At 70.1% G+C, this 19,459-nt stretch carries 18 protein-coding genes; 14 read left to right on the top strand and 4 right to left on the bottom strand.

The genetic code is table 11. From position 1 onward, the window contains the following. Positions 1-320: 320 nt before the first annotated feature. On the bottom strand, positions 321-1,853 hold the full coding sequence (locus tag IH26_RS0111135; protein ID WP_030436074.1) for a YifB family Mg chelatase-like AAA ATPase: 1,533 nt from the start codon (positions 1,851-1,853) through the stop codon (positions 321-323). Further along, positions 1,853-2,212 carry a YraN family protein gene (locus tag IH26_RS0111130; RefSeq protein ID WP_030436073.1) on the bottom strand — a complete coding sequence of 120 codons (360 nt, stop codon included), beginning with the start codon at positions 2,210-2,212 and terminating at the stop codon, positions 1,853-1,855. The genes IH26_RS0111135 and IH26_RS0111130 overlap by 1 nt, the downstream gene beginning before the upstream one ends. 157 nt (positions 2,213-2,369) lie before the next feature. Between IH26_RS0111130 and IH26_RS62080 the strand changes: the two genes are divergently transcribed. The 8 genes from IH26_RS62080 (at position 2,370) to IH26_RS0111090 (ending at position 9,817) form a co-directional block, all read left to right on the top strand. After that, positions 2,370-3,089 carry a hypothetical protein gene (locus IH26_RS62080; protein WP_030436072.1) on the top strand — a complete coding sequence of 240 codons (720 nt, stop codon included), beginning with the start codon at positions 2,370-2,372 and terminating at the stop codon, positions 3,087-3,089. Between the two features lie 220 nt (positions 3,090-3,309). Next, positions 3,310-4,161 (top strand): 30S ribosomal protein S2, encoded by an 852-nt coding sequence (rpsB, locus tag IH26_RS0111120; protein ID WP_030436071.1) that lies wholly within the window; start codon positions 3,310-3,312, stop codon positions 4,159-4,161. A 21-nt stretch (positions 4,162-4,182) separates the two neighbouring features. Next, a complete protein-coding gene (gene tsf / locus IH26_RS0111115) occupies positions 4,183-5,022 on the top strand; it encodes a translation elongation factor Ts (protein ID WP_030436070.1) in 840 nt (279 codons plus the stop codon). Between the two features lie 95 nt (positions 5,023-5,117). Beyond that, a complete protein-coding gene (gene pyrH / locus IH26_RS0111110; RefSeq protein WP_030436069.1) occupies positions 5,118-5,879 on the top strand; it encodes a UMP kinase in 762 nt (253 codons plus the stop codon). An 88-nt stretch (positions 5,880-5,967) separates the two neighbouring features. Then, the gene (frr, locus tag IH26_RS0111105) at positions 5,968-6,525 is read left to right on the top strand and encodes a ribosome recycling factor (RefSeq protein WP_030436068.1); all 558 of its coding nucleotides are present in this window, start codon (positions 5,968-5,970) and stop codon (positions 6,523-6,525) included. Next, complete coding sequence (locus tag IH26_RS0111100) at positions 6,525-7,454, top strand: phosphatidate cytidylyltransferase (RefSeq protein WP_084598788.1); 930 nt, start codon at positions 6,525-6,527, stop codon at positions 7,452-7,454. Before frr ends, IH26_RS0111100 begins: the two co-directional genes overlap by 1 nt. Before the next feature lie 37 nt (positions 7,455-7,491). Then, the gene (gene rlmN / locus IH26_RS0111095; protein WP_030436066.1) at positions 7,492-8,667 is read left to right on the top strand and encodes a dual-specificity RNA methyltransferase RlmN; all 1,176 of its coding nucleotides are present in this window, start codon (positions 7,492-7,494) and stop codon (positions 8,665-8,667) included. Between the two features lie 37 nt (positions 8,668-8,704). Continuing rightward, a complete protein-coding gene (locus tag IH26_RS0111090; RefSeq protein WP_030436065.1) occupies positions 8,705-9,817 on the top strand; it encodes a DivIVA domain-containing protein in 1,113 nt (370 codons plus the stop codon). Positions 9,818-9,863: 46 nt separating this feature from the next. Here IH26_RS0111090 and IH26_RS0111085 read toward each other — a convergent pair whose 3' ends face one another. After that, entirely contained in the window at positions 9,864-10,097 is a 234-nt protein-coding gene (locus IH26_RS0111085; RefSeq protein ID WP_051807961.1) for a DUF2631 domain-containing protein, read from the bottom strand. Positions 10,098-10,222: 125 nt separating this feature from the next. Between IH26_RS0111085 and IH26_RS0111080 the strand changes: the two genes are divergently transcribed. Then, complete coding sequence (locus tag IH26_RS0111080; RefSeq protein ID WP_030436063.1) at positions 10,223-11,779, top strand: Rieske 2Fe-2S domain-containing protein; 1,557 nt, start codon at positions 10,223-10,225, stop codon at positions 11,777-11,779. Positions 11,780-11,997: 218 nt separating this feature from the next. On the opposite strand, the gene IH26_RS0111075 is transcribed toward IH26_RS0111080, so the two are convergent. Next, positions 11,998-13,593 carry a phytoene desaturase family protein gene (locus IH26_RS0111075; RefSeq protein ID WP_030436062.1) on the bottom strand — a complete coding sequence of 532 codons (1,596 nt, stop codon included), beginning with the start codon at positions 13,591-13,593 and terminating at the stop codon, positions 11,998-12,000. Positions 13,594-13,840: 247 nt separating this feature from the next. Here IH26_RS0111075 and IH26_RS61270 point away from each other — a divergent pair, with 247 nt between their 5' ends. From IH26_RS61270 to IH26_RS0111050, 5 genes are all read left to right on the top strand, one after another. Beyond that, positions 13,841-14,371, top strand: coding sequence for a Uma2 family endonuclease (locus IH26_RS61270; protein WP_342668262.1), 531 nt, complete (start codon positions 13,841-13,843; stop codon positions 14,369-14,371). A 50-nt stretch (positions 14,372-14,421) separates the two neighbouring features. After that, entirely contained in the window at positions 14,422-15,621 is a 1,200-nt protein-coding gene (dxr, locus tag IH26_RS0111065; protein ID WP_030436061.1) for a 1-deoxy-D-xylulose-5-phosphate reductoisomerase, read from the top strand. 2 nt (positions 15,622-15,623) lie between these two features. After that, entirely contained in the window at positions 15,624-16,892 is a 1,269-nt protein-coding gene (locus tag IH26_RS0111060) for a M50 family metallopeptidase (RefSeq protein WP_030436060.1), read from the top strand. A gap of 7 nt (positions 16,893-16,899) precedes the next feature. Further along, positions 16,900-18,072, top strand: coding sequence for a flavodoxin-dependent (E)-4-hydroxy-3-methylbut-2-enyl-diphosphate synthase (gene ispG, locus IH26_RS0111055; RefSeq protein WP_030436059.1), 1,173 nt, complete (start codon positions 16,900-16,902; stop codon positions 18,070-18,072). Positions 18,073-18,225: 153 nt separating this feature from the next. Next, a complete protein-coding gene (locus IH26_RS0111050; RefSeq protein WP_030436058.1) occupies positions 18,226-19,455 on the top strand; it encodes a glycosyltransferase family 2 protein in 1,230 nt (409 codons plus the stop codon). Positions 19,456-19,459 lie beyond the last annotated feature (4 nt).

Here is a 19,459-nt window from a genome sequence, read left to right as displayed (position 1 = left end):
GTACCGCGCCGCCTGGAGGTGTCGCGCCGCCTGGAGGTGTCGCGCCGCCTGGAGGTGTCGCGCCGCCTGGAGGCGTCGTGCCGGCTGGAGGTGCCGCGTCGGCTGGAGGTGCCGCGCCGCCAGGCAGCGTCGTGCCGGCTTGAGGTGCCGCGCCGGCTTGAGGTGCCGCGCCGGCTTGAGGTGCCGCGCCGGCTGGAGGTGCCGCGTCGGCTGGAGGTGCCGCGCCAGCTGGACGTGTCGCGCCGGCTGGAGGTCTCGCGCGGACGAGAGGAGTCGCGCCGACAAGAGAAGGGAAGGCACCGGTCTCGTCGGGCCCGGGACTATTCGGTCCACTCATGGCTTTCTCCCATCCGCAACTGGATCGCCTCGCCGATGTCGGCCCGCTCCGGACGCGACCGCCCATCCAGATCCGCGAGGGTCCACGCCAGCCGCAAAACGCGATCAAAGCCGCGTGCCGACAGCAGACCGAGGTCGAGCGCCCGGCGCAGATCGGTGGTCTCCTTGAGCGGCAACTGCCACGGCGGCTTGCGCAGGACCGGCCCGGGAACCTCGGCGTTCACCCGCCATCCGTTCGCCGCCCAGCGCTCCTCGGCGACCTTCCGGGCCTGGCTCACCTTCGTCGCCACCACGGCCGAGGGCGTTGCCGGGTCGTCGGCGGGCACCAGGTCGGCCGCGCGCATCGGGCGCAGCGTGATCCGCATGTCGATGCGATCCAGCAGCGGCCCGGACAACTTGGCTCGGTACCGGCGCCGTACGTGGGGCGAACAGGTGCAGTACTGATCGCCGGCCGGGCTGGCGCACGGGCACGGATTGGCCGCGACGACGAGCTGAACGCGAGCCGGATACTCGGTCGTGCCATGCAGCCGGGCCAGAACCACCTGCCCGGTTTCGAGCGGCTCGCGCAGAGCCTGAAGGGTTCGCCCGGACATCTCGGACACTTCGTCGAGGAACAGCACACCGCGATGGGCCAGCGACATCGCGCCCGGCCGGGCCAGGCCGCTGCCCCCACCGATCAGGGACGCAAGGCTCGCGCTGTGGTGCGGCGCCTGGAACGGCGGCCGGCGGATGAGGTGGCTGCCCGGTGGCAGCACGCCGGCGATGGAGTGCAGCGCGGTTACCTCCAGCGCCGCCTCGTCGTCCAGCTCGGGCAGGATCGACGGAAGGCGCTCGGCGAGCATGGTCTTGCCGGCGCCCGGCGCGCCGAACAGCGCCAGGTGGTGCCCGCCCGCCGCGGCGACCTCCAGGCCCAGGCGGCCCATCAGCTGGCCGGCGACGTCGGCGAGATCGAGTGGCGGTGGGGGCGGCGGGGTGGCGGCCGGCAACGGGTCGAGCAGGAGCTCCTGACCGCGCACGAACTCCACCAGGCGTCGCAGCGTGTCGACGGCCCGAACGGTCACGCCCGGTACGACCGTCGCCTCGCAGGCGTTCTCGACCGGAACGATCACTCGGGTCACGCCCGCCCGGACCGCCGCGGCCACCATCGGAAGCACCCCGCGGACCGGGCGCACGGTGCCGTCGAGACCCAACTCGCCGAGCAGGACCACCTCGCGCAGCGGGCCGGGCGGCAGGTCCCCGGCGCCCGTGAGGAGCGCGGTCGCGATCGCCAGGTCGAAGCTGCTCCCATGTTTGTGCAGGTCGGCGGGGAGGAGGTTGACGGTGATCCGGCGATTCGGCCAGTCCTGGCCCGAGTTCACGATGGCGGCTCGCACTCGGTCGCGGGCCTCGTTCAAGGACGCATCGGGCAGGCCGGTCAGCATCACGGCGGGCAACCCGGCGGCGAGGTCGGCCTCGACCTCCACCAGGTGGCCGGTGACGCCGACCAGCCCGACGCAGAGCACTCGTGCGTAGCTCATCAGAACGCCGCGCGGATGTGGACGACCTTGGGGGCACCGCGCCGCTGCGGCAGCACCTCGACCACGTCGAAGCGCAGTCCGCGCGGATGGATGCCGGTCTCGTCGAGCCAGCGGTTGGCCAGAGCCCTCAGCTTGTGGACCTTGCGCTGGGTCACCGCCTCGGCGGGGGCGCCGAACCCCCCGCCGCGCCGGGTCTTCACCTCGCAGAAGACGACCTCGTCGCCGTCGCGGAGGACCAGGTCTATCTCGCCGTCGGGGCAGCGCCAGTTCTGGTGCAGGACCACCAGGCCCTGTTCCCGCAGGTGCTGGGCCGCGACCCGCTCCCCGTACGCGCCGACCGCCTGTCGTTCCGTCGTCATGGCCGGAAACCGTGAACCGTTCCGGCGGATTTCGCGAAGCGGAAGGGCCCCAGCCTGTGGACGGAGCGCGACTGTGGAAAACCGCACGGTAGTCGTTGGAGTGTGTTATGGCCCGGGCGGTGGCATCGGCGTCGCCGAGCACCTACGGTGCGAAATCGTGGAAGGACACCGCTACGCCGACGACGAGCCGAGCTGGTACGCCGGCCAGGGCCAGTACGCCCACACCACGGACCCGGAGACCTCGGGGATCCACGAGCGCCCGAGCGGCGCGTTCCGGCTGCCGGAGCAGCGCCCGGTCGCCAACCCGTACGCGTTGACGGACCCCCTGGCCACCTCGGGCAGCCACGCCTTCCCGGTCCGCGGCCCGGAGTATCCGACGATCCGGCCGACCACGGCGGAACCGGTGGCGCCGCCCGTTGCGGCTCCCGTGCCGCCGCCCGTCGCGGAGCCGGCCGCCCTGCCGCTCTCCGGCCCGACCAGCCTCGTGCCGCCGGTCGCCGCCCGGCAGGAAAGGCCGGAGAGGCAGGAAAGGCTGGAGAGACCGGAGAGGCTGGAGAGACCGGAGAGGCTGGAGAGGCCGGAGAGCGTCTACCAATCCCGCCGGCCCGTTTCGTCCTTTCTGGTGGCGATCGTGATGGTCGTCCTGATGATCCCGGTGGTCCGGCTGCTCATCTCGTCGACCTTCACCGGCGACCCGAGCGCCCGGGGCATCGTCCCGGCGGTGCTGCTCACGCTCGGCTTCACGCTGTCCGGGATCGGGCTTTTCGCCATCGCCCGGGGCGGCACGGTCGGCCGCGAGATCTGGCTCCGCCCGCCCGTGGCGTACCTCCCCGCGGGTTTGATCTTGCTCCTGGCCGCAGGCCTCGCAGTGGCCTGAACAACCTGGCGTATGCTTGGTGCTCGGCGACCGCGACATGCGGTCGACCTCGCGTGCCCTCTGCCGGCTGCGTATACGTAACCGAACGTGCTCGTTACCGGCAGCGACGGCCCTCCCTGGTCTCGATCTTCTTCGGGTCCGACTGTGGCCGACGACCGGGCGCCAGGACGCCCACCGCCGGTGGGCGTGACAACCAGGGAAAAACAGGGAGTAACCCACCATGGCCGTCGTGACCATGCGTCAGCTGCTGGAGAGCGGTGTCCACTTCGGGCACCAGACCCGGCGCTGGAACCCGAAGATGAAGCGGTTCATCTTCACCGAGCGTAACGGCATCTACATCATCGACCTGCGCCAGACGCTCGACTACATCGAGAAGGCGTACAGCTTCGTGCGGGACACCGTCGCCGAGGGTGGCCACATCCTCTTCGTCGGCACCAAGAAGCAGGCGCAGGAGGCCATCGCCGAGCAGGCGACCCGGGTCGGCCAGCCGTACGTGAATCACCGCTGGCTGGGCGGCATGCTCACCAACTTCCAGACGGTGTACAAGCGTCTGCAGCGGATGAAGGAGCTCGAGGCCCTGGGCGACCTGAGCGGCACCGCCGCCGGGTACACCAAGAAGGAGACCCTGCAGCTCTCCCGCGAGAAGGACAAGCTCACCAAGACCCTCGGCGGCCTGCGTGACATGACCAAGGTGCCGTCGGCGATCTGGGTCGTCGACACCAAGAAGGAGCACATCGCCGTCGACGAGGCCCGCAAGCTGGGCATCCCGGTGATCGCCGTGCTCGACACCAACTGCGACCCGGACGAGGTCGACTTCCCGATCCCGGGCAACGACGACGCGATCCGCTCGGCCGAGCTGCTGACCAAGGTCGTGGCCAGCGCCGTGGCCGACGGCCTGATCGCCCGTTCCGGCCGCGGCCGGGGCACCGACGACGCGAAGCCCGAGGCGGGCACCGTCGCGGCCGGCGAGCCGCTGCCCGAGTGGGAGCGCGACCTCTACGAGGGCGCGGAGAAGAAGGCCGACGAGGCTGTTGCCGAGCCGGTCGCCGCCGAGACCGTCCCCGCCGAGTAAGAAGACCATCGAGAGAGAGTCATGGCTAACTACACCGCCGCGGATGTCAAGAAGCTCCGCGACCTGACCGGTGCCGGCATGATGGACTGCAAGAAGGCGCTGGAGGAGGCCGACGGCGACTTCGACCAGGCCGTCGAGTTCCTGCGCATCAAGGGCGCCAAGGACGTCGGCAAGCGGGCCGGCCGCACCGCCGCCAACGGCATCGTCAGCCACTCCGGCCTGGCGCTGCTCGAGCTCAACTGCGAGACCGACTTCGTCGCCAAGACCCCGGACTTCGTCGCCCTGGGTCAGCAGCTGGTCGAGTTCGGCGCGAAGAACAACATCGCCGACGCCGCCGCGCTCTCGGTGGCGGTCCTGCCCGACGGCAAGTCGGTCGCGGACACGATCCAGGAGTACAGCGCCAAGATCGGCGAGAAGATCGTCCTCAACCGGTTCGTCGAGCTCGACAGCGCGAACGGCGCCGTCGCGGTCTACCTGCACCGCAAGGCGCAGGACCTGCCGCCGCAGGTGGGCGTCCTGGTGCAGTACACCGGCAAGACCGACGAGGCCGGCGATGCCGACGCCCGCGGCATCGGCATGCAGATCGCCGCCATGCGCCCGCGCTACCTCACCCGCGACGAGGTGCCGGCCGAGGTCGTCGACTCCGAGCGCCGCATCGCCGAGGAGACCGCCAAGGAGGAGGGCAAGCCCGAGAAGGCGCTGCCCAAGATCGTCGAGGGCCGGGTGAACTCCTTCTTCAAGGACTTCGTCCTGCTCGAGCAGTCCTCCGTGGTCGACAACAAGAAGACCGTGAAGCAGATCGCGGACGAGGCGGGCCTCACCATCACCCGGTTCGTCCGGTTCGAGGTCGGCCAAGAGTAAGACGTGCAGTGGCATGGGAGGTCGGGAACGCGATGGAGCGCCCGGCCTCCCCGTCGCATAAGGTCTCTGCGAAGCTATGAGGGGAAGGCGGGTCCATGACGATGGTGACCGAGCAGACAAGTCCGGTTGACGATCCGACTCCGCCGTCCTTGCGGCCTCGCCGAGTCGTGCTCAAGCTCTCCGGCGAGGTGTTCGGCGGCGGCGCGGTCGGCGTCGACCCCGACGTCGTGCAGGGCATCGCCCGGCAGATCGCCACGGTGATCCGCCGGGGCATCCAGGTCGCCATCGTGGTCGGCGGCGGAAACTTCTTCCGCGGCGCCGAGCTGCAGGCCCGCGGGATGGACCGCAACCGTGCCGACTACATGGGCATGCTGGGCACCGTGATGAACGGTCTCGCCCTGCAGGACTTCCTGGAGAAGGAGGGCATCGAGACGCGGGTGCAGACCGCGATCACGATGGCCCAGGTCGCCGAGCCCTACATCCCGCTGCGCGCGATCCGCCACCTCGAGAAGGGGCGTGCGGTCATCTTCGGCGCGGGCGCCGGGATGCCGTACTTCTCCACCGACACCGTGACCGCCCAGCGCGCGCTCGAGATCCACGCGGACATCGTGCTGATGAGCAAGAACGGCGTCGACGGCGTCTACTCCGCCGACCCGCGCGTCGACCCGAACGCGCAGAAGCTCGAGACCGCCACGTTCCAGGAAATCCTCCAGCGCGGGCTGCGCGTGGCCGACCAGGCCGCCTTCAGCCTCTGCGAGGAGAACAAGCTTCCGATGCTGGTCTTCGGCGCCGAGGGCGACGACACGATCGTGCGTGCCGTCAGCGGCGACAAGATCGGCACCCTGATCACCGCCTGACCGTCCAACCGCCCCGCCCGCCGCCCGAAAGCGGACTGAAGGCTTCCCCGCTTACCCACCGAATAAAGCAAGGAGGCGAGAAGAGCCGGTGATCGACGAAACCCTCTTCGAGGCCGAAGAGAAGATGGAGAGCGCGGTCGAGCACGCCAAGGAGGAGTTCGCCGCGATCCGTACCGGACGGGCCACTCCGGCGATGTTCTCCAAGATTCTGGTGGATTACTACGGCGCGCCCACGCCGGTGACGCAGATGGCCTCGGTCGGCGTCCCGGAGCCGCGCATGGTGATCGTCAAGCCGTACGACGCGAGCCAGCTCGGCCCGATCGAGCGGGCGATCCGCGACTCGGACCTCGGGGTCAACCCCAACAACGAGGGCACTCAGCTGCGCATTCACCTGCCGCAGATGACCGAGGAGCGCCGCCGCGAGATGATCAAGGTGGCTCGCTCCAAGGCGGAGGACGGCCGGGTGGCCATCCGGAACGTCCGCCGCAAGGCCAAGGAGCAGATCGACAAGCTCGTGAAGGACGGCGAGACCGGCGAGGACGATGGCCGCCGCGCCGAGAAGGAGCTGGACGACGTGACCCACCGTTACGTCTCGCACGTCGACGAGCTCCTCAAGCACAAGGAAGCCGAGTTGCTCGAGGTCTGATGCGCCCGCAGCACCTGGGGGACATCATCCCTGAGCCGGAACGAGAGCCCGAGCCCGCGAAACGCGGGCCCGGGCGTCGTCGTGCGACCAACGCGACCAAGAAGAGCACCGGCCGCGCCGGGCGCAACCTTCCCGCGGCCATCGCCGTGGGCGTCGCCCTCGTGCTGCTGGTGCTGGCCTCGCTGCTGATCTGGCCGCCGGCCTTCCCCGGCCTGATCGCGGTGGCCGCCGGCGCCGGCGTCTGGGAGATGACCCGGGCGCTCAAGGTCACCGGTGCCGAGCCGCCGCTGGTCCCGCTGCTCGGCGGCGCCCTGCTGATGGTCGGCCTGGCCTGGCACGACGGCGCCGACTCGCTGCTGATCGGCCTGGTGGTGACGATCGTCGCCGCGCTGCTCTGGCGGCTGGCCGACGGCGTCGCGGCGGTGCGCAAGGCGTTCACCCCGACCGTCATGGTCGCCGTCTACGTGCCGTTCCTGCTCAGCTTCGCGGTGCTGCTCCAGCTGCCGGACGCGGACCGGGACGGCCGCTGGCGGATCCTCTGCACGCTGTTCGCGGTGGTGCTCTCGGACACCGGCGGCTACATCGCCGGCGTCTTCCTCGGCAAGCACAAGATGGCCCCGGCGATCAGCCCGGGCAAGACCTGGGAGGGCTTCGCCGGGTCGATCTGCGCCGCGGCCATCGGCAGCGCACTGCTCCTCTACTTCCTGCTCGGCATCCCCTCGTACTGGGGCCTGCTGTTCGGCGCGGTGCTGTCGGTGGTCGCGGTCGTGGGTGACCTGGCCGAGTCGATGCTCAAGCGGGACCTGGGCCTGAAGGACATGAGCAACCTGCTGCCCGGCCACGGCGGCATCATGGACCGGCTGGACTCGATCCTGTTCGCCGTGCCCACCGCGTACCTCCTCTTCGCCGTGATCGCCCACCAGCTATGAGGGACCTACTCGCGCGGCGTGGGAGACTGGATACGCCATGACGATTCTTCCGGTCATCCCGACCAGCACCGATCAGCCCGACGCGGTCGCCACCCGGCGTCGTCCGTCGATGCCCCCGCGGCACCTCGCCGACCTCGATCTCGCGGCCCGCAAGACGGCCGTGACCACGCTCGGCGAGCCGGCGTTCCGCGCGAAGCAGCTCTCCACGCATTACTTCGGCCGCCTGGTCCGCGACGTCGACGCGATGACCGACCTGCCGGCCGCGGCGCGCGAGCGGCTGACCGGTGACCTGCTGCCCACGCTGCTGACCCCGGTCCGCGAGCTGGCCTGCGACGACGGCGCGACCCGCAAGACGCTCTGGCGGCTGCACGACGGCGCCCTGGTGGAGAGCGTGCTGATGGGCTACCCCGACCGGGTCACCGCCTGCGTCTCCAGCCAGGCCGGCTGCGGCATGGCCTGCCCGTTCTGCGCCACCGGCCAGCAGGGCCTGACCCGCAACCTGTCGATCGCGGAGATCGTCGATCAGGTCGTCTACCTGGCCGGCGTCGCGGCGAGCGGAGCGGTCACCGGGTCACCGCCGCGGCTGTCCCGGGTGGTGTTCATGGGCATGGGGGAGCCGCTGGCCAATTACCCCCGGGTGATCGAGGCCGTGCGCCGGCTCACCGCCCCCGCTCCGGAGGGCCTCGGACTTTCGCAACGGCACATAACCGTCTCCACCGTGGGTCTCGTGCCCGCAATGCGACGGTTGATCGCGGAAGAGCTGTCCGTGACCCTTGCGCTGTCCCTGCATGCCCCCGATGATGATCTGCGCGATGAGCTAGTGCCCGTCAACCAGCGTTGGAAGGTGGCCGAGGTGCTCGATGCCGCGTTCGACTACGCGGCGCAGACCGGTCGTCGGCTCTCGATCGAGTACGCCCTGATCAGGGACGTCAACGATCAACCCTGGCGCGCCGACCTGCTGGGCAGACTCTTGCACGGAAAGCTGGCACATGTGAATCTCATCCCGCTCAACCCGACACCGGGCAGCAAGTGGGATGCGAGTCCGAAACCGGTCGAGCGCGAGTTCGTGCGCCGCCTGCGGGATGCGGGTGTGGCGACGACGGTCCGCGACACCCGGGGCCGGGAGATCGATGGCGCTTGTGGCCAACTGGCCGCGGGCGAGCTCACGGAGGCGAGCGCAGGGGGCGTCGCCGACGCGGAGGTGGCACAGTGACGGGGCGCAGGTCCCAGCGAGCGGAGTGGGAGACGTTGTGACGAGTCAGGGGCAGCGTTTCCGGCGGCGTGCGCTGCGGCGCGGCTACAAGGTCGACGAGGTCGACACCTTCCTCGACCGCGTCGAGGCCACCCTGGCCGGTGAGGCCGTGGGCCCGCCGGTGGGCGCTCAGGAGGTGCACGACGTCGTCTTCCGGGTGCGCTTCGGCGGCTACGACGAGTGGCAGGTCGACCTGCACCTCGACCGGGTGGAGCGGCAGCTGGCCGAGCTCGAGGACCGTAGCGGCCGCCCCCCGGGGATCGACCCGATGCGCGACTCGATGCGCGGCGGCCTGACCACCGGCGGCATCGCCGCGCGCGGCGGCATGACCGGCGCGGGCGGGATGAGCAACGGTGGCATGAACAGCGGCGGCGGGATGACCGGCGGCCCGGGCATGGGCGGCCGGATGGCGCCGCCGACCGAGCGCCTCCCCGCCCCGATCCGCGAGGACCGGATGCAGCCGCAGCAGATGCCGCAGCGCCAGCAGATGCCGCCGAACGACCCGTACGGGCGCTACGACGAGCCCTCGCAGCCGCCGTACGGCCAGCAGCAGCAGCTCCCGCAGCGGTCCGCCCCGCCGTCGGGCTACGACCCCAGCGGGTACGACACGGGCGGCTTCGACGGCTTCGAGGCCGGCCGGCACGGCAAGACGGACATGACCGCCGAGATCCGCATGCCGCAGCGCGACTCCGACCCTCGCGGCGGCTACGGCGAGCCCGACCCGCGCGGTGGCTACGGCGACGCGGACCCCCGCGGCGGCTACGGCGGCGCCCCGATGAGTGGCCCGCCGATGAGCGGTCCGCCGATGGGCGGCGGCTACGGCGGCCCGCAACTGCCCCCGCCGATCGGCGAGCCGGGCGGCGAGCTGTACCGCGTCGACCAGCTGCGCCGCACGTTCCAGGTGCGCCGGTTCGGCAGCGGCTACGACCCGATGCAGGTCGACCGGCTGTTCGAGGGCATCCTGCAGGCGATGACCGGCCGCGGCCCGATGCCGGTGCCGGAGAACGAGCTGGACATGCTGCAGTTCGGCCTGGTCTCGGGCGGCTACTTCGAGGCCGAGGTGGATGCCGCGCTGCGCGAGGTCAAGGACATTCTGCTGAGACGGCGATAAACGGAGAAAGGCCCGCGAAAGCGGGCCTTTTTCGTAAGAGCGGAAGTTACTGGTCGTTCGGCTTGAGACCGTTCCGCCGGAGCACCGCGTCGGCGATCACGGCCACGACCAGGCCCACGGCGAAGACGACCAGGAAGATGTTTTCGGTGTTGCCCTCGTGGTTGCCCCAGAAGAACATCAGCATGATCGCGGCGGTGCCGAGCGCACCGATCCGGGCCAGCTTCCGGTTGCCCGGTTTGAGCTGGTCGGGAGCGTAGACCGGGTCTTGTTCCGCAGACACGGCGAAAGTCCTTCCTCGCAGGCGATCCCAGTGCCGTCAAGTCTCGCACGGCGCCTCCGGGCGCGAGCCACCAACCCGGACCGGGTACCTTCGAGGCCGTCGGTCGACGACAGGAGGAACGAACAGTGCGGATCACGGGCACCGGCCATGCCAGCATGCGGATCGACACGTCCGCCGGCAGTATTCTGTGCGACCCGTGGGTCAACCCCGCCTATTTCGCCTCATGGTTCCCTTTTCCCGACAATTCGCTCCTCGACTGGGAAACCCTCGGCGACTGCGACTACCTGTACGTCTCCCACCTGCATCGGGACCACTTCGACGCGGCCCACCTCAAGCACTTCGTCAGCAAGAAGGCGACCGTCCTGCTGCCGGAGTACCCGACCAGCCAGCTCGAGGACGAGCTGCGCGACCTGGGCTTCACCAGCTTCCTGAAGACCCGGTCGAACGAGGTGCACGAGCTCGACGGCGGGCTCCGGGTGATGATCCAGGCGCTGACCAGCCCCACCGACGGGCCGATCGGCGACTCCTCGCTCTGGGTGGAGCACGACGGCGTACGGCTGCTCAATCAGAACGACGCCCGCCCGACCGATCTCACCGTGTTCGCCGAGCTCGGCCACGTGCACGGGCACATGCTGCAGTTCTCCGGCGCGATCTGGTACCCGATGGTCTACGAGCTGCCCGACGCCGCCAAGACCGCGTTCGGCAAGCAGAAACGCGACCGCCAGTTCGACCGCACCTGGCGCTACATCGACGACCTCAAGGCCGACCACGTCTTCCCGATCGCCGGCCCGCCGTGCTTCCTCGACGACGAGTTGTGGCAGTTCAACGACATCTTCGGCGACGAGGGCAACATCTTCCCGGACCAGTCGGTCTTCATGGCGGAATATGCCAAGGTCGGCGGAAACAACGGAATCGTCCTGCTCCCTGGGTCGGTGACCGAATTGTCCACCGAAACGGCGACGACCACCCACCCCGTCCCGGTCGACGAGTTCTTCGCCAGCAAGGCGCAGCACCTCGAGGAGATGCGCGCCCGCAAGGCCCCGATCATCGCCGCCGAGAAGGCCTCCTGGCGGCACCCCGAGATCGACGTCCTCGGCGAGCTCAAGAAGCGCATCGAGCCGCTGCTCGAGGAGTCGATCTACCTGGCCCAGGGCGTCGGCGGCCCGGTCCGCTTCGACCTCACCGACACCGACGGCCCGACCGGCAATATCGTCGAGTCGATCGTGGTCGACTTCCCCGGCAAGCAGGTCCGCCCCTACGCCGACGAGAAGGTGCGCTACCGTTTCAAGACCGGCCGCGCCCTGATCGAGCACCTCATCCACATCGACGAGGGTGACTGGGTCAACTCGCTGTTCCTGTCCTGCCGCTTCTCCGCGGCCCGCATCGGGCAGTACAACGAGTTCGTCTACGCGTTCTTCAAGTGCCTCAGCGAGGAACGCCTGCAATACGCCGAGGGCTGGTACGACGAGCACGAGAAGGCGGTCGAGGCCGAGGACACCCACCTCGGCGACTGGACGGTGCAGCGCCGCTGCCCGCACCTCAAGGCCGACCTCAGCCGCTTCGGCATCGTCGACGGCAACACCCTGACCTGCCAGCTGCACGGCTGGAAATTCGACCTCCCCAGCGGAAGGTGTCTGACGAGCGTCGGCCACAAGATCCGCGCAGAAAAGACAAATCCCTAAAAGGCAGATGTCGTGCCTGGGTGGGGTGTACGGACCGTCGCTCCCGCCGGGACCCGGGCGGGCCGAGCAGGGCGCTGGCGCGCCCAGAGCGCTCGACCCACCCGGGCGACGTGCGTGAGTGGTCGCGCTCAAAGCCGGAATCGAAAATCAACGCCAGAACGGCCATCGCCATGACCTCGGCGACGGCCGTTTTGTCGTTTTACCTACGCCGGGCGGCCCTACTTGCCCAGGTCGGCGAGGATGCGCTTCGCCACGTTGTGGCCGGCGGCGCCGATTACGCTGCCGGCTGGGTGGGTGCCGGCCGAGCCCGCGTACAGGCCGTCGACGCCGGTGAAATAGGGCATGCGGTCGTCGAAGGACACCGTGTTGTCGACGTGGTGGATGTGGCCGCCGGTGATGCCGAAGTGCTGCTCGATGCCCGGCGGGGTCAGCGGCATCACGTCCGCCACCAGGTCGGACGTGCCCGGCGCGTACCGGTCGCAGATCGCCAGCAGCTTCCGCACGTAGCCGGGGAGCGCCTCGTCCCACGTCGTGCCGTCCAGCTCGTACGGCACCGACTGCACGAACAGCGCCGACGAGTGGTGGCCCTCGGCGTCCTGCAGCGACGGGTCGACCGTGGTGTGCACGTACCACTCGATGGTCGGCTCCTCCGGGAGGTGGCCCGCCTGCACCTCGGCCCACATGGCCCGCAGCGCCGCCATCGGCGACTCCCCGTCGCCCGCCCCGGCCAGGCCGGCCGACCCGGGCAGCAGGTGGACCGTCGAGCCGAACGGCGACGGCGCGCCGGCCGGCAGGCAGGAGAACTGTGGCAGGCCGCGCAGCGCCAGGTTGAGCTTCATCGTGGTGCCCGGGCGCCGCACCGACGCCATCCGGGTGGTCAGCGCCGCCGGCAGCGTGCCCGCCGGCACCAGGCTCATCAGCCGGTACGGGTCGCAGGAGCCGAGCACCACCCGGGCCCGCACTTCACGGCCGTCGGCGAGCACGACGCCGCCGGCCGCCCCGCCCTCCATCGTCACGGCGGTGACCTCGGCGTCGGTGTGCAGCTCGGCGCCGGCCGCGCGGGCCGCCTCGGCGAACGTCCGGGAGACGGTGCCCATGCCGCCCTCGGCGATCATCCAGGTGCCGTCCGCCCCGGGCAGCCGGCACATGTTGTGCACCAGGAAGTTGTGGCCGGTGCCAGGGTCGTCGGGGCCGGCGTTGAGGCCGGAGAGCCCGTCGGTCACCGCGTACATGCTCATCAGCAGTTCGCTCTTGAAGCCGAACCGCGCGAGGTAGTCGGCGACCGAGCCGCGCACCAGGTCGATGAAGGTGCTCTGCAGCTGCGGCCGGATGTGCCGATCGGCGATCGCCTCGACGCCGGCCGGCTCCTCCAGCCAGGCGGGCGCGAGGTCGGCCCGCAACGCCGCGATCTCGACCGCGAGCTGCTCGTCGGCGGCGATGTCGCGCGGCGAGAAGAAGCGCCTGAGCTGCGCCTGGGTCTCCGCGTGGTCGCGGCCGAACAGCAGATGGGGCGAGCCGGCCGGGCCCGGGGTGGGCAGGAAGTAATGCGGGTCGCGGCGCAGCACCGGGATCCGCACGTCGAGGGTGCGCAGCAGCTCGGGCGGCATCAGCCCGAGCAGGTACGACCCGGTCGACTGGCCGAGGCCGGGCACCTTCGCGAAGGGCCGCTCGGTGCGGGTCGCGCCGCCCAGCACGCTCGCGGACTCGAGCACGACGACGTCGAGCCCGGCCCGGGCCAGCAGGATCGCGGAGACGAGGCCGTTGTGACCGGCGCCGATGATGACGACGTCGGCTTGGGCGCGGATGGGGGTCATGACGTGCGAGCGTAGCGCGGCCGAACGCGAGTTGGCTTCAGCGTTTCGTATCCGATCTTCAGCTCAGAGTCACTGAACCGCCACACCCGGCGGGTTGTCCACAGGCCTGATTTTCGGCACGCGCCGGTAGGCTCGGGTTCGGCACGATGCCCGCGGAGGTGGAAACCATGGCTGCGCCCGCACCCGAATCGCCCCTCGAGCCACGGCTCGAGCCGTCGTTCGACCTGCTCGGCAAGATCGACCGGCCGTGGACCGCCCCAATGGCCCTCGACCTGCTGCCGGAGAACAACGGCCCCAAGGTCGAAGTTCTCTACGGGAGCGTCGTCGTGTCATCACATGCCGGGTACGACCATCAGGCGGTCGCCCGCAAGCTTCCCTGTCTCCTGCACGAGGCGGCGAGGTCGATCGGCCTCTGGGCCTACCCGGAGTGCAACATCGTGCGGGCGAGGATCTGTTCATCCCCGACTTCGCGGTTCTGCATCGCTCGGGCCGAGGGCAGATCACCATGCCGATCTCCGACGCACTGCTGCTCGGCGAGATCGTCTCGCCAGGCAGCGGGAAGAAGGATTTGATCGACCGGCCGCGGGAGTATGCGGCCGCGGGCGTGCCGTTCTTCATGCGGGCGGATTTCCGCAATGGGATTGCCGCCCTCTCCCTGCGCGAGCTCGTCGAGGGGGAGTACCGGCCGTTCGTGGTCGCCGCGGCCGGCGCGATGTTCAGCACGACGAAACCGTTCCCGTTCGAGGTCGACCCGGCCGACCTGGTGGATGAGGACTGAGCCGCCGCACCGGCTCCCGGTGCCGGGGTCGTGTCCGGGAAGATGGGCGCATGCGTGACCTCGTTCTGCTCGGCTCGACCGGTTCCATCGGTACCCAGGCCATCGATATCGTGCGGCGCAACCCCGATCGCTTCCGGGTGGTCGCGCTCGGCGCCGGCGGGGGCAATGTCGGGCTGCTCGCCGAGCAGGCGCTCGAGCTCGGCGTCGAGGTGGTCGGCGTGGCCCGCGCCAGCGTCGTGCAGGATCTGCAGCTCGCCTTCTACGCCGAGGCGCAGCGTCGCGGCTATGCCACCGGTGGCTTCCGGATCCCGCGGATCGTGGCCGGGCCCGAGGCGATGGCCGAGCTCGCCCGGGTGCCGTGCGACGTGGTGCTCAACGGCGTGGTCGGCAGCCTCGGCCTGGCGCCCACGCTGGCCGCGCTCGAGTCCGGCCGGGTGCTCGCCCTGGCGAACAAGGAGTCGCTGGTGGCCGGCGGCCCGCTGGTGCACAAGGTGGCCAAGCCCGGGCAGATCGTGCCGGTCGACTCGGAGCACTCGGCGCTCGCCCAGTGCCTGCGCGGCGGCTCGGCCGCCGAGGTGACGAAGCTCATCCTGACCGCCAGCGGCGGCGCCTTCCGCGGGCGGCGGCGCGAGGAGCTGGCCGGCGTCACGGTCGAGGAGGCGCTGAAGCACCCGACGTGGGACATGGGCCCGGTCGTCACGATCAATACGGCCACGATGGTCAACAAGGGGCTCGAGGTGATCGAGGCGCACGAGCTGTTCGGGGTCGCGTACGACGACATCGAGGTGATGGTGCACCCGCAGTCGGTGCTCCACTCGATGGTCGAGTTCGCCGACGGCTCGACGTTGGCGCAGGCCAGCCCGCCCGATATGCGCCTGCCGATCGCGCTGGCGCTGGCCTGGCCCGACCGGGTGCCCGGCGCGGCCGCCGCGGTGAACTGGCGCGAGGCGCACAACTGGGAGCTGCGCCCGCTCGACGACGAGGCGTTTCCGGCCGTACGCCTGGCGAAGGAGGCGGGCCGGCAGGGGCGCTGCCGTCCGGCGATCTACAACGCGGCGAACGAGGAGTGTGTGGCCGCGTTCGTCGCCGGTCGGCTACCTTTTCTGGGCATCGTCGACACCTTGGAACGCGTCCTCGGCGCGGCCCCGGAGTTTGCCGAGCCGGGTACCGTCGAGGAAGTGCTTGCCGCCGAGGCATGGGCGCGTGCCCAAGCGCAGCGGATGATCTCAACTGTGGCTGAAGGAGCCTGATGCTGCTGTTCTGGCTGGGAGTGGCCGCGTTCGCGGCGACCATCCTGATCTCGGTGAGCCTGCACGAGGCCGGCCACATGATCACCGCCAAGCGCTCCGGTATGAAGGTGACGAGGTATTTCGTCGGCTTCGGCCCGACGATCTTCTCGTTCCGGCGGGGCGAGACCGAGTACGGGCTCAAGGCCATCCCGCTCGGCGGCTTCTGCAAGATCGTCGGCATGACGCCGCAGGATGACGACGTCGCCCCCGAGGACCAGCCGCGCGCGATGTGGCGGTTCCCGGTCTGGAAACGGACGATCGTGATGTCCGCGGGCTCGATCACCCACTTCCTGCTGGCCCTCGCGGCGGCCTGGGTGGTCGCGTTCACGCTCGGCCTGCCCAACACCAACTACCCGACCACCAACGCCGACCAGGCCAAGCAGAAGGCGTACGTCACGGTCTCCGACTGCACCTGGATCACGATCCCGGCCACCGCCCCGGCGAAGTGCGTCCCGGGTCAGGGCGGCGCGATCGCCGGTCCCGCGTACGCGGCCGGCATCCGCGACGGCGACCTGATCACCAAGGTCGGCGCCACGCCGATCGGCACGTACGGCGACCTGACCACGGCGATCCGCTCGGCCCCGGCCGGCAAGGTCGCCTTCGAGTTCGTCCGGGACGGTGTCACCAAGACCGTCCAGGTCGACCTGGCCACCGCCGAGCGAAAGCCGCTCTCCGACGACAACGGCCCGACCACCAAGGTCTCGGTGGCCGCGATCGGCTGGAACGACACCGGGGTGCCCGGCAACATCAAGTACAACGCCGCCTCGGCCGTGCCCGCCACGCTGAACTACAGCTGGTTCATCGTGGAGAACACGTTCAAGTCGCTCGGCAAGATTCCGCAGAAGGTGCCGGCGCTGTTCCATTCGCTCTCCGGCGGCGCGCGTGACCCGGACACCCCGATCAGCGTTGTCGGCGCGAGCCGGATCGGCGGCGAGGCGATCCAGCACGGCGTACCGCAGCTGTTCTTCAACCTCTTCATCACGCTCAACATCTTCATCGGCATCTTCAACCTGCTGCCGCTGCTCCCGCTCGACGGCGGGCACATCGCGATCGCCTGGTTCGAGCGGGCGCGCTCCTGGCTCTACGCCCGGCTGCGCAAGCCCGATCCCGGGCGCGTCGACTACTACAAGCTGATGCCGATCACGTACGCGGTCATCCTCATCGGCGGCGCGTTCACCCTGTTGACCGTGACCGCGGACATCGTCAACCCGATCCAGATCTTCAGCAGGTGATGCGAAAGTGACCGCAGTCAGTCTCGGTATGCCGGCCGTGCCCCCGCCGCCGCTGGCGCCACGCCGGCAGAGCCGCCAGATCATGGTGGGCAGTGTGCCGGTCGGCGGCGGCGCGCCGGTCAGCGTGCAGTCGATGACCACGACGCTGACCTCCGACGTGAACGCCACCCTGCAGCAGATCGCCGAGCTCACCGCGTCGGGCTGCCAGATCGTCCGGGTGGCCGTCCCGTCGCAGGACGACGTCGAGGCGCTGCCCGCGATCGCCAAGAAGTCCCAGATCCCGGTGATCGCCGACATCCACTTCCAGCCGAAGTACGTGTTCGCGGCGATCGACGCCGGCTGCGCGGCGGTCCGGGTCAACCCGGGCAACATCCGCCAGTTCGACGACAAGGTGAAGGAGATCGCCCGGGCGGCCTCCGACGCCGGCATACCGATCCGGATCGGGGTGAACGCCGGCAGCCTCGACAAGCGCCTGCTGGAGAAGTACGGCAAGGCCACCGCCGAGGCGCTGGTCGAGTCGGCGCTCTGGGAGTGCTCGCTGTTCGAGGAGCACGGCTTCCGGGACATCAAGATCTCGGTGAAGCACAACGACCCGGTCGTGATGATCCGGGCGTACCGCCAGTTGGCCGAGCAGTGCGACTACCCGCTCCACCTGGGCGTCACCGAGGCCGGCCCGGCGTTCCAGGGCACGATCAAGAGCTCGGTGGCGTTCGGCGCGCTGCTCGCCGAGGGCATCGGCGACACGATCCGGGTGTCGCTGTCCGCCCCGCCTGTCGAGGAGATCAAGGTCGGCAACGCGATCCTGGAGTCGCTCGGCCTGCGCGAGCGCGGCCTCGAGATCGTCTCCTGCCCGTCCTGCGGCCGCGCCCAGGTCGACGTCTACACGCTCGCCGAGCAGGTCACCGCGGCGCTGGAGGGCTTCCCGGTGCCGCTGCGGGTGGCGGTCATGGGTTGCGTGGTGAACGGCCCCGGCGAGGCCCGGGAGGCCGACCTGGGCGTCGCCTCCGGCAACGGCAAAGGCCAGATCTTCGTGAAGGGCCAGGTGATCAAGACGGTGCCCGAGTCGGTGATCGTCGAGACCCTGGTCGAGGAGGCGTTGCGCCTCGCCGACGAGATGGGCGCCGATCTGCCGGAGGAGCTGCGCGAGTTGCTGCCCGGCCCGCAGGTGACGGTGCACTGAACAGGTGATGAAGGGGGGCCGGATAGGCCCCCTTCTCTCGTTTTCAGCGAAATGCCCGAATGTTGGGCGGCGCGGCTTCGTGCTACTTTTGCGCGCCTGTAGGGACTGTGAAGTCTCTGTGGACGACTGTCGCCGCCGCCGAAAGCGAACGTTATGTCGAATGACGACCTGGAAGTCACCGTCCTGCTCCCCTGTCTCAACGAGGCGGAGACGCTTGAGGTGTGCGTGCGGAAGGCATTGACCTCGCTCGCCGCGTTGGGTGTTGACGGTGAGGTGCTGGTGAGCGACAACGGCTCCACCGACGGCTCGCAGGAGATCGCCCGCGAGGCCGGGGCCCGGGTCGTCCACGCGCCGATCCGCGGCTACGGCGGCGCACTGCTGAACGGCATCGAGCACGCGCGCGGCAGGTACATCGTCATGGCCGATGCCGACGACTCGTACGATTTGTCCAATCTGGGACCGTTCATCGAGGGCCTCCGCGCCGGCCACGACGTCGTCATGGGCAACCGCTTCCGCGGTGGCATCGCCCCCGGCGCCATGCCTTTCCTGCACCGCTACCTGGGCAACCCGGTGCTGTCCTGGCTGGGCCGGGCGCTGATCGGCCTGAAGGGCATCAAGGACTTCCACTGTGGCATCCGCGGCTTCGACCGCGACCGCATCCGCGAGCTCGACCTCTGCATGCCCGGCATGGAGTTCGCCTCCGAGCTGGTCGTCCGGGCGAAACTGAGCGGCTACGACATGGTCGAGGTGCCCACCACCCTGCAGCCCGACGGCCGCAGCCGCCCGCCGCACCTGCGCACCTGGCGCGACGGCTGGCGGCACCTGCGCTTCCTGCTGGTCTTCGCGCCCCGCCGCACGCTGATCTGGCCCGGCCTCGTCCTGTTCCTGCTCGGCGTGCTCGGCAGCGGCCTGCTGTCCTTCGGCCCCCGCCAGATCGGCGGCGTCCAGTTCGACATCAACGCCCTGGCCTACACGTGCGTGGCCGTGCTGGTCGGCGCCCAGTTGGTCCTCTTCGGAGGCTTCGCCGAGCTCTACGGCCGCTTCGAGGGCCTGGTGCGCGACCATGCGCTGAGCCGCTGGGTCCGCTGGCTGAGTTTCGAACGCTGCGTGGCGATCGGTCTGGTCCTGATCGCCCTCGGCCTGGCCGGCACCATCCTGGCCCTGACCCACTGGGGCGAGACCGGCTTCGGCAACCTCGATCCCCGCGGCACGATCCGCCTGGTGCTACCGTCCGCCACCGCGATCGCCCTCGGCGTGATCGGCGTCTTCGCCGGCCTCTTCTCCAGCCTGCTGACTCTCCGCGGCGTCCGGACGGCCACCACGCTGACCGAGCGCATCCCGCGCCAGCGCACCGGCGACCGCACCCTCACCCCGACACCCTGACGGG

Origin of the sequence: Actinoplanes subtropicus, assembly GCF_000721705.1 — a bacterium.
GTDB lineage: Bacteria > Actinomycetota > Actinomycetes > Mycobacteriales > Micromonosporaceae > Actinoplanes > Actinoplanes subtropicus.
This window is presented reverse-complemented; position numbering and strand designations above follow the sequence as displayed.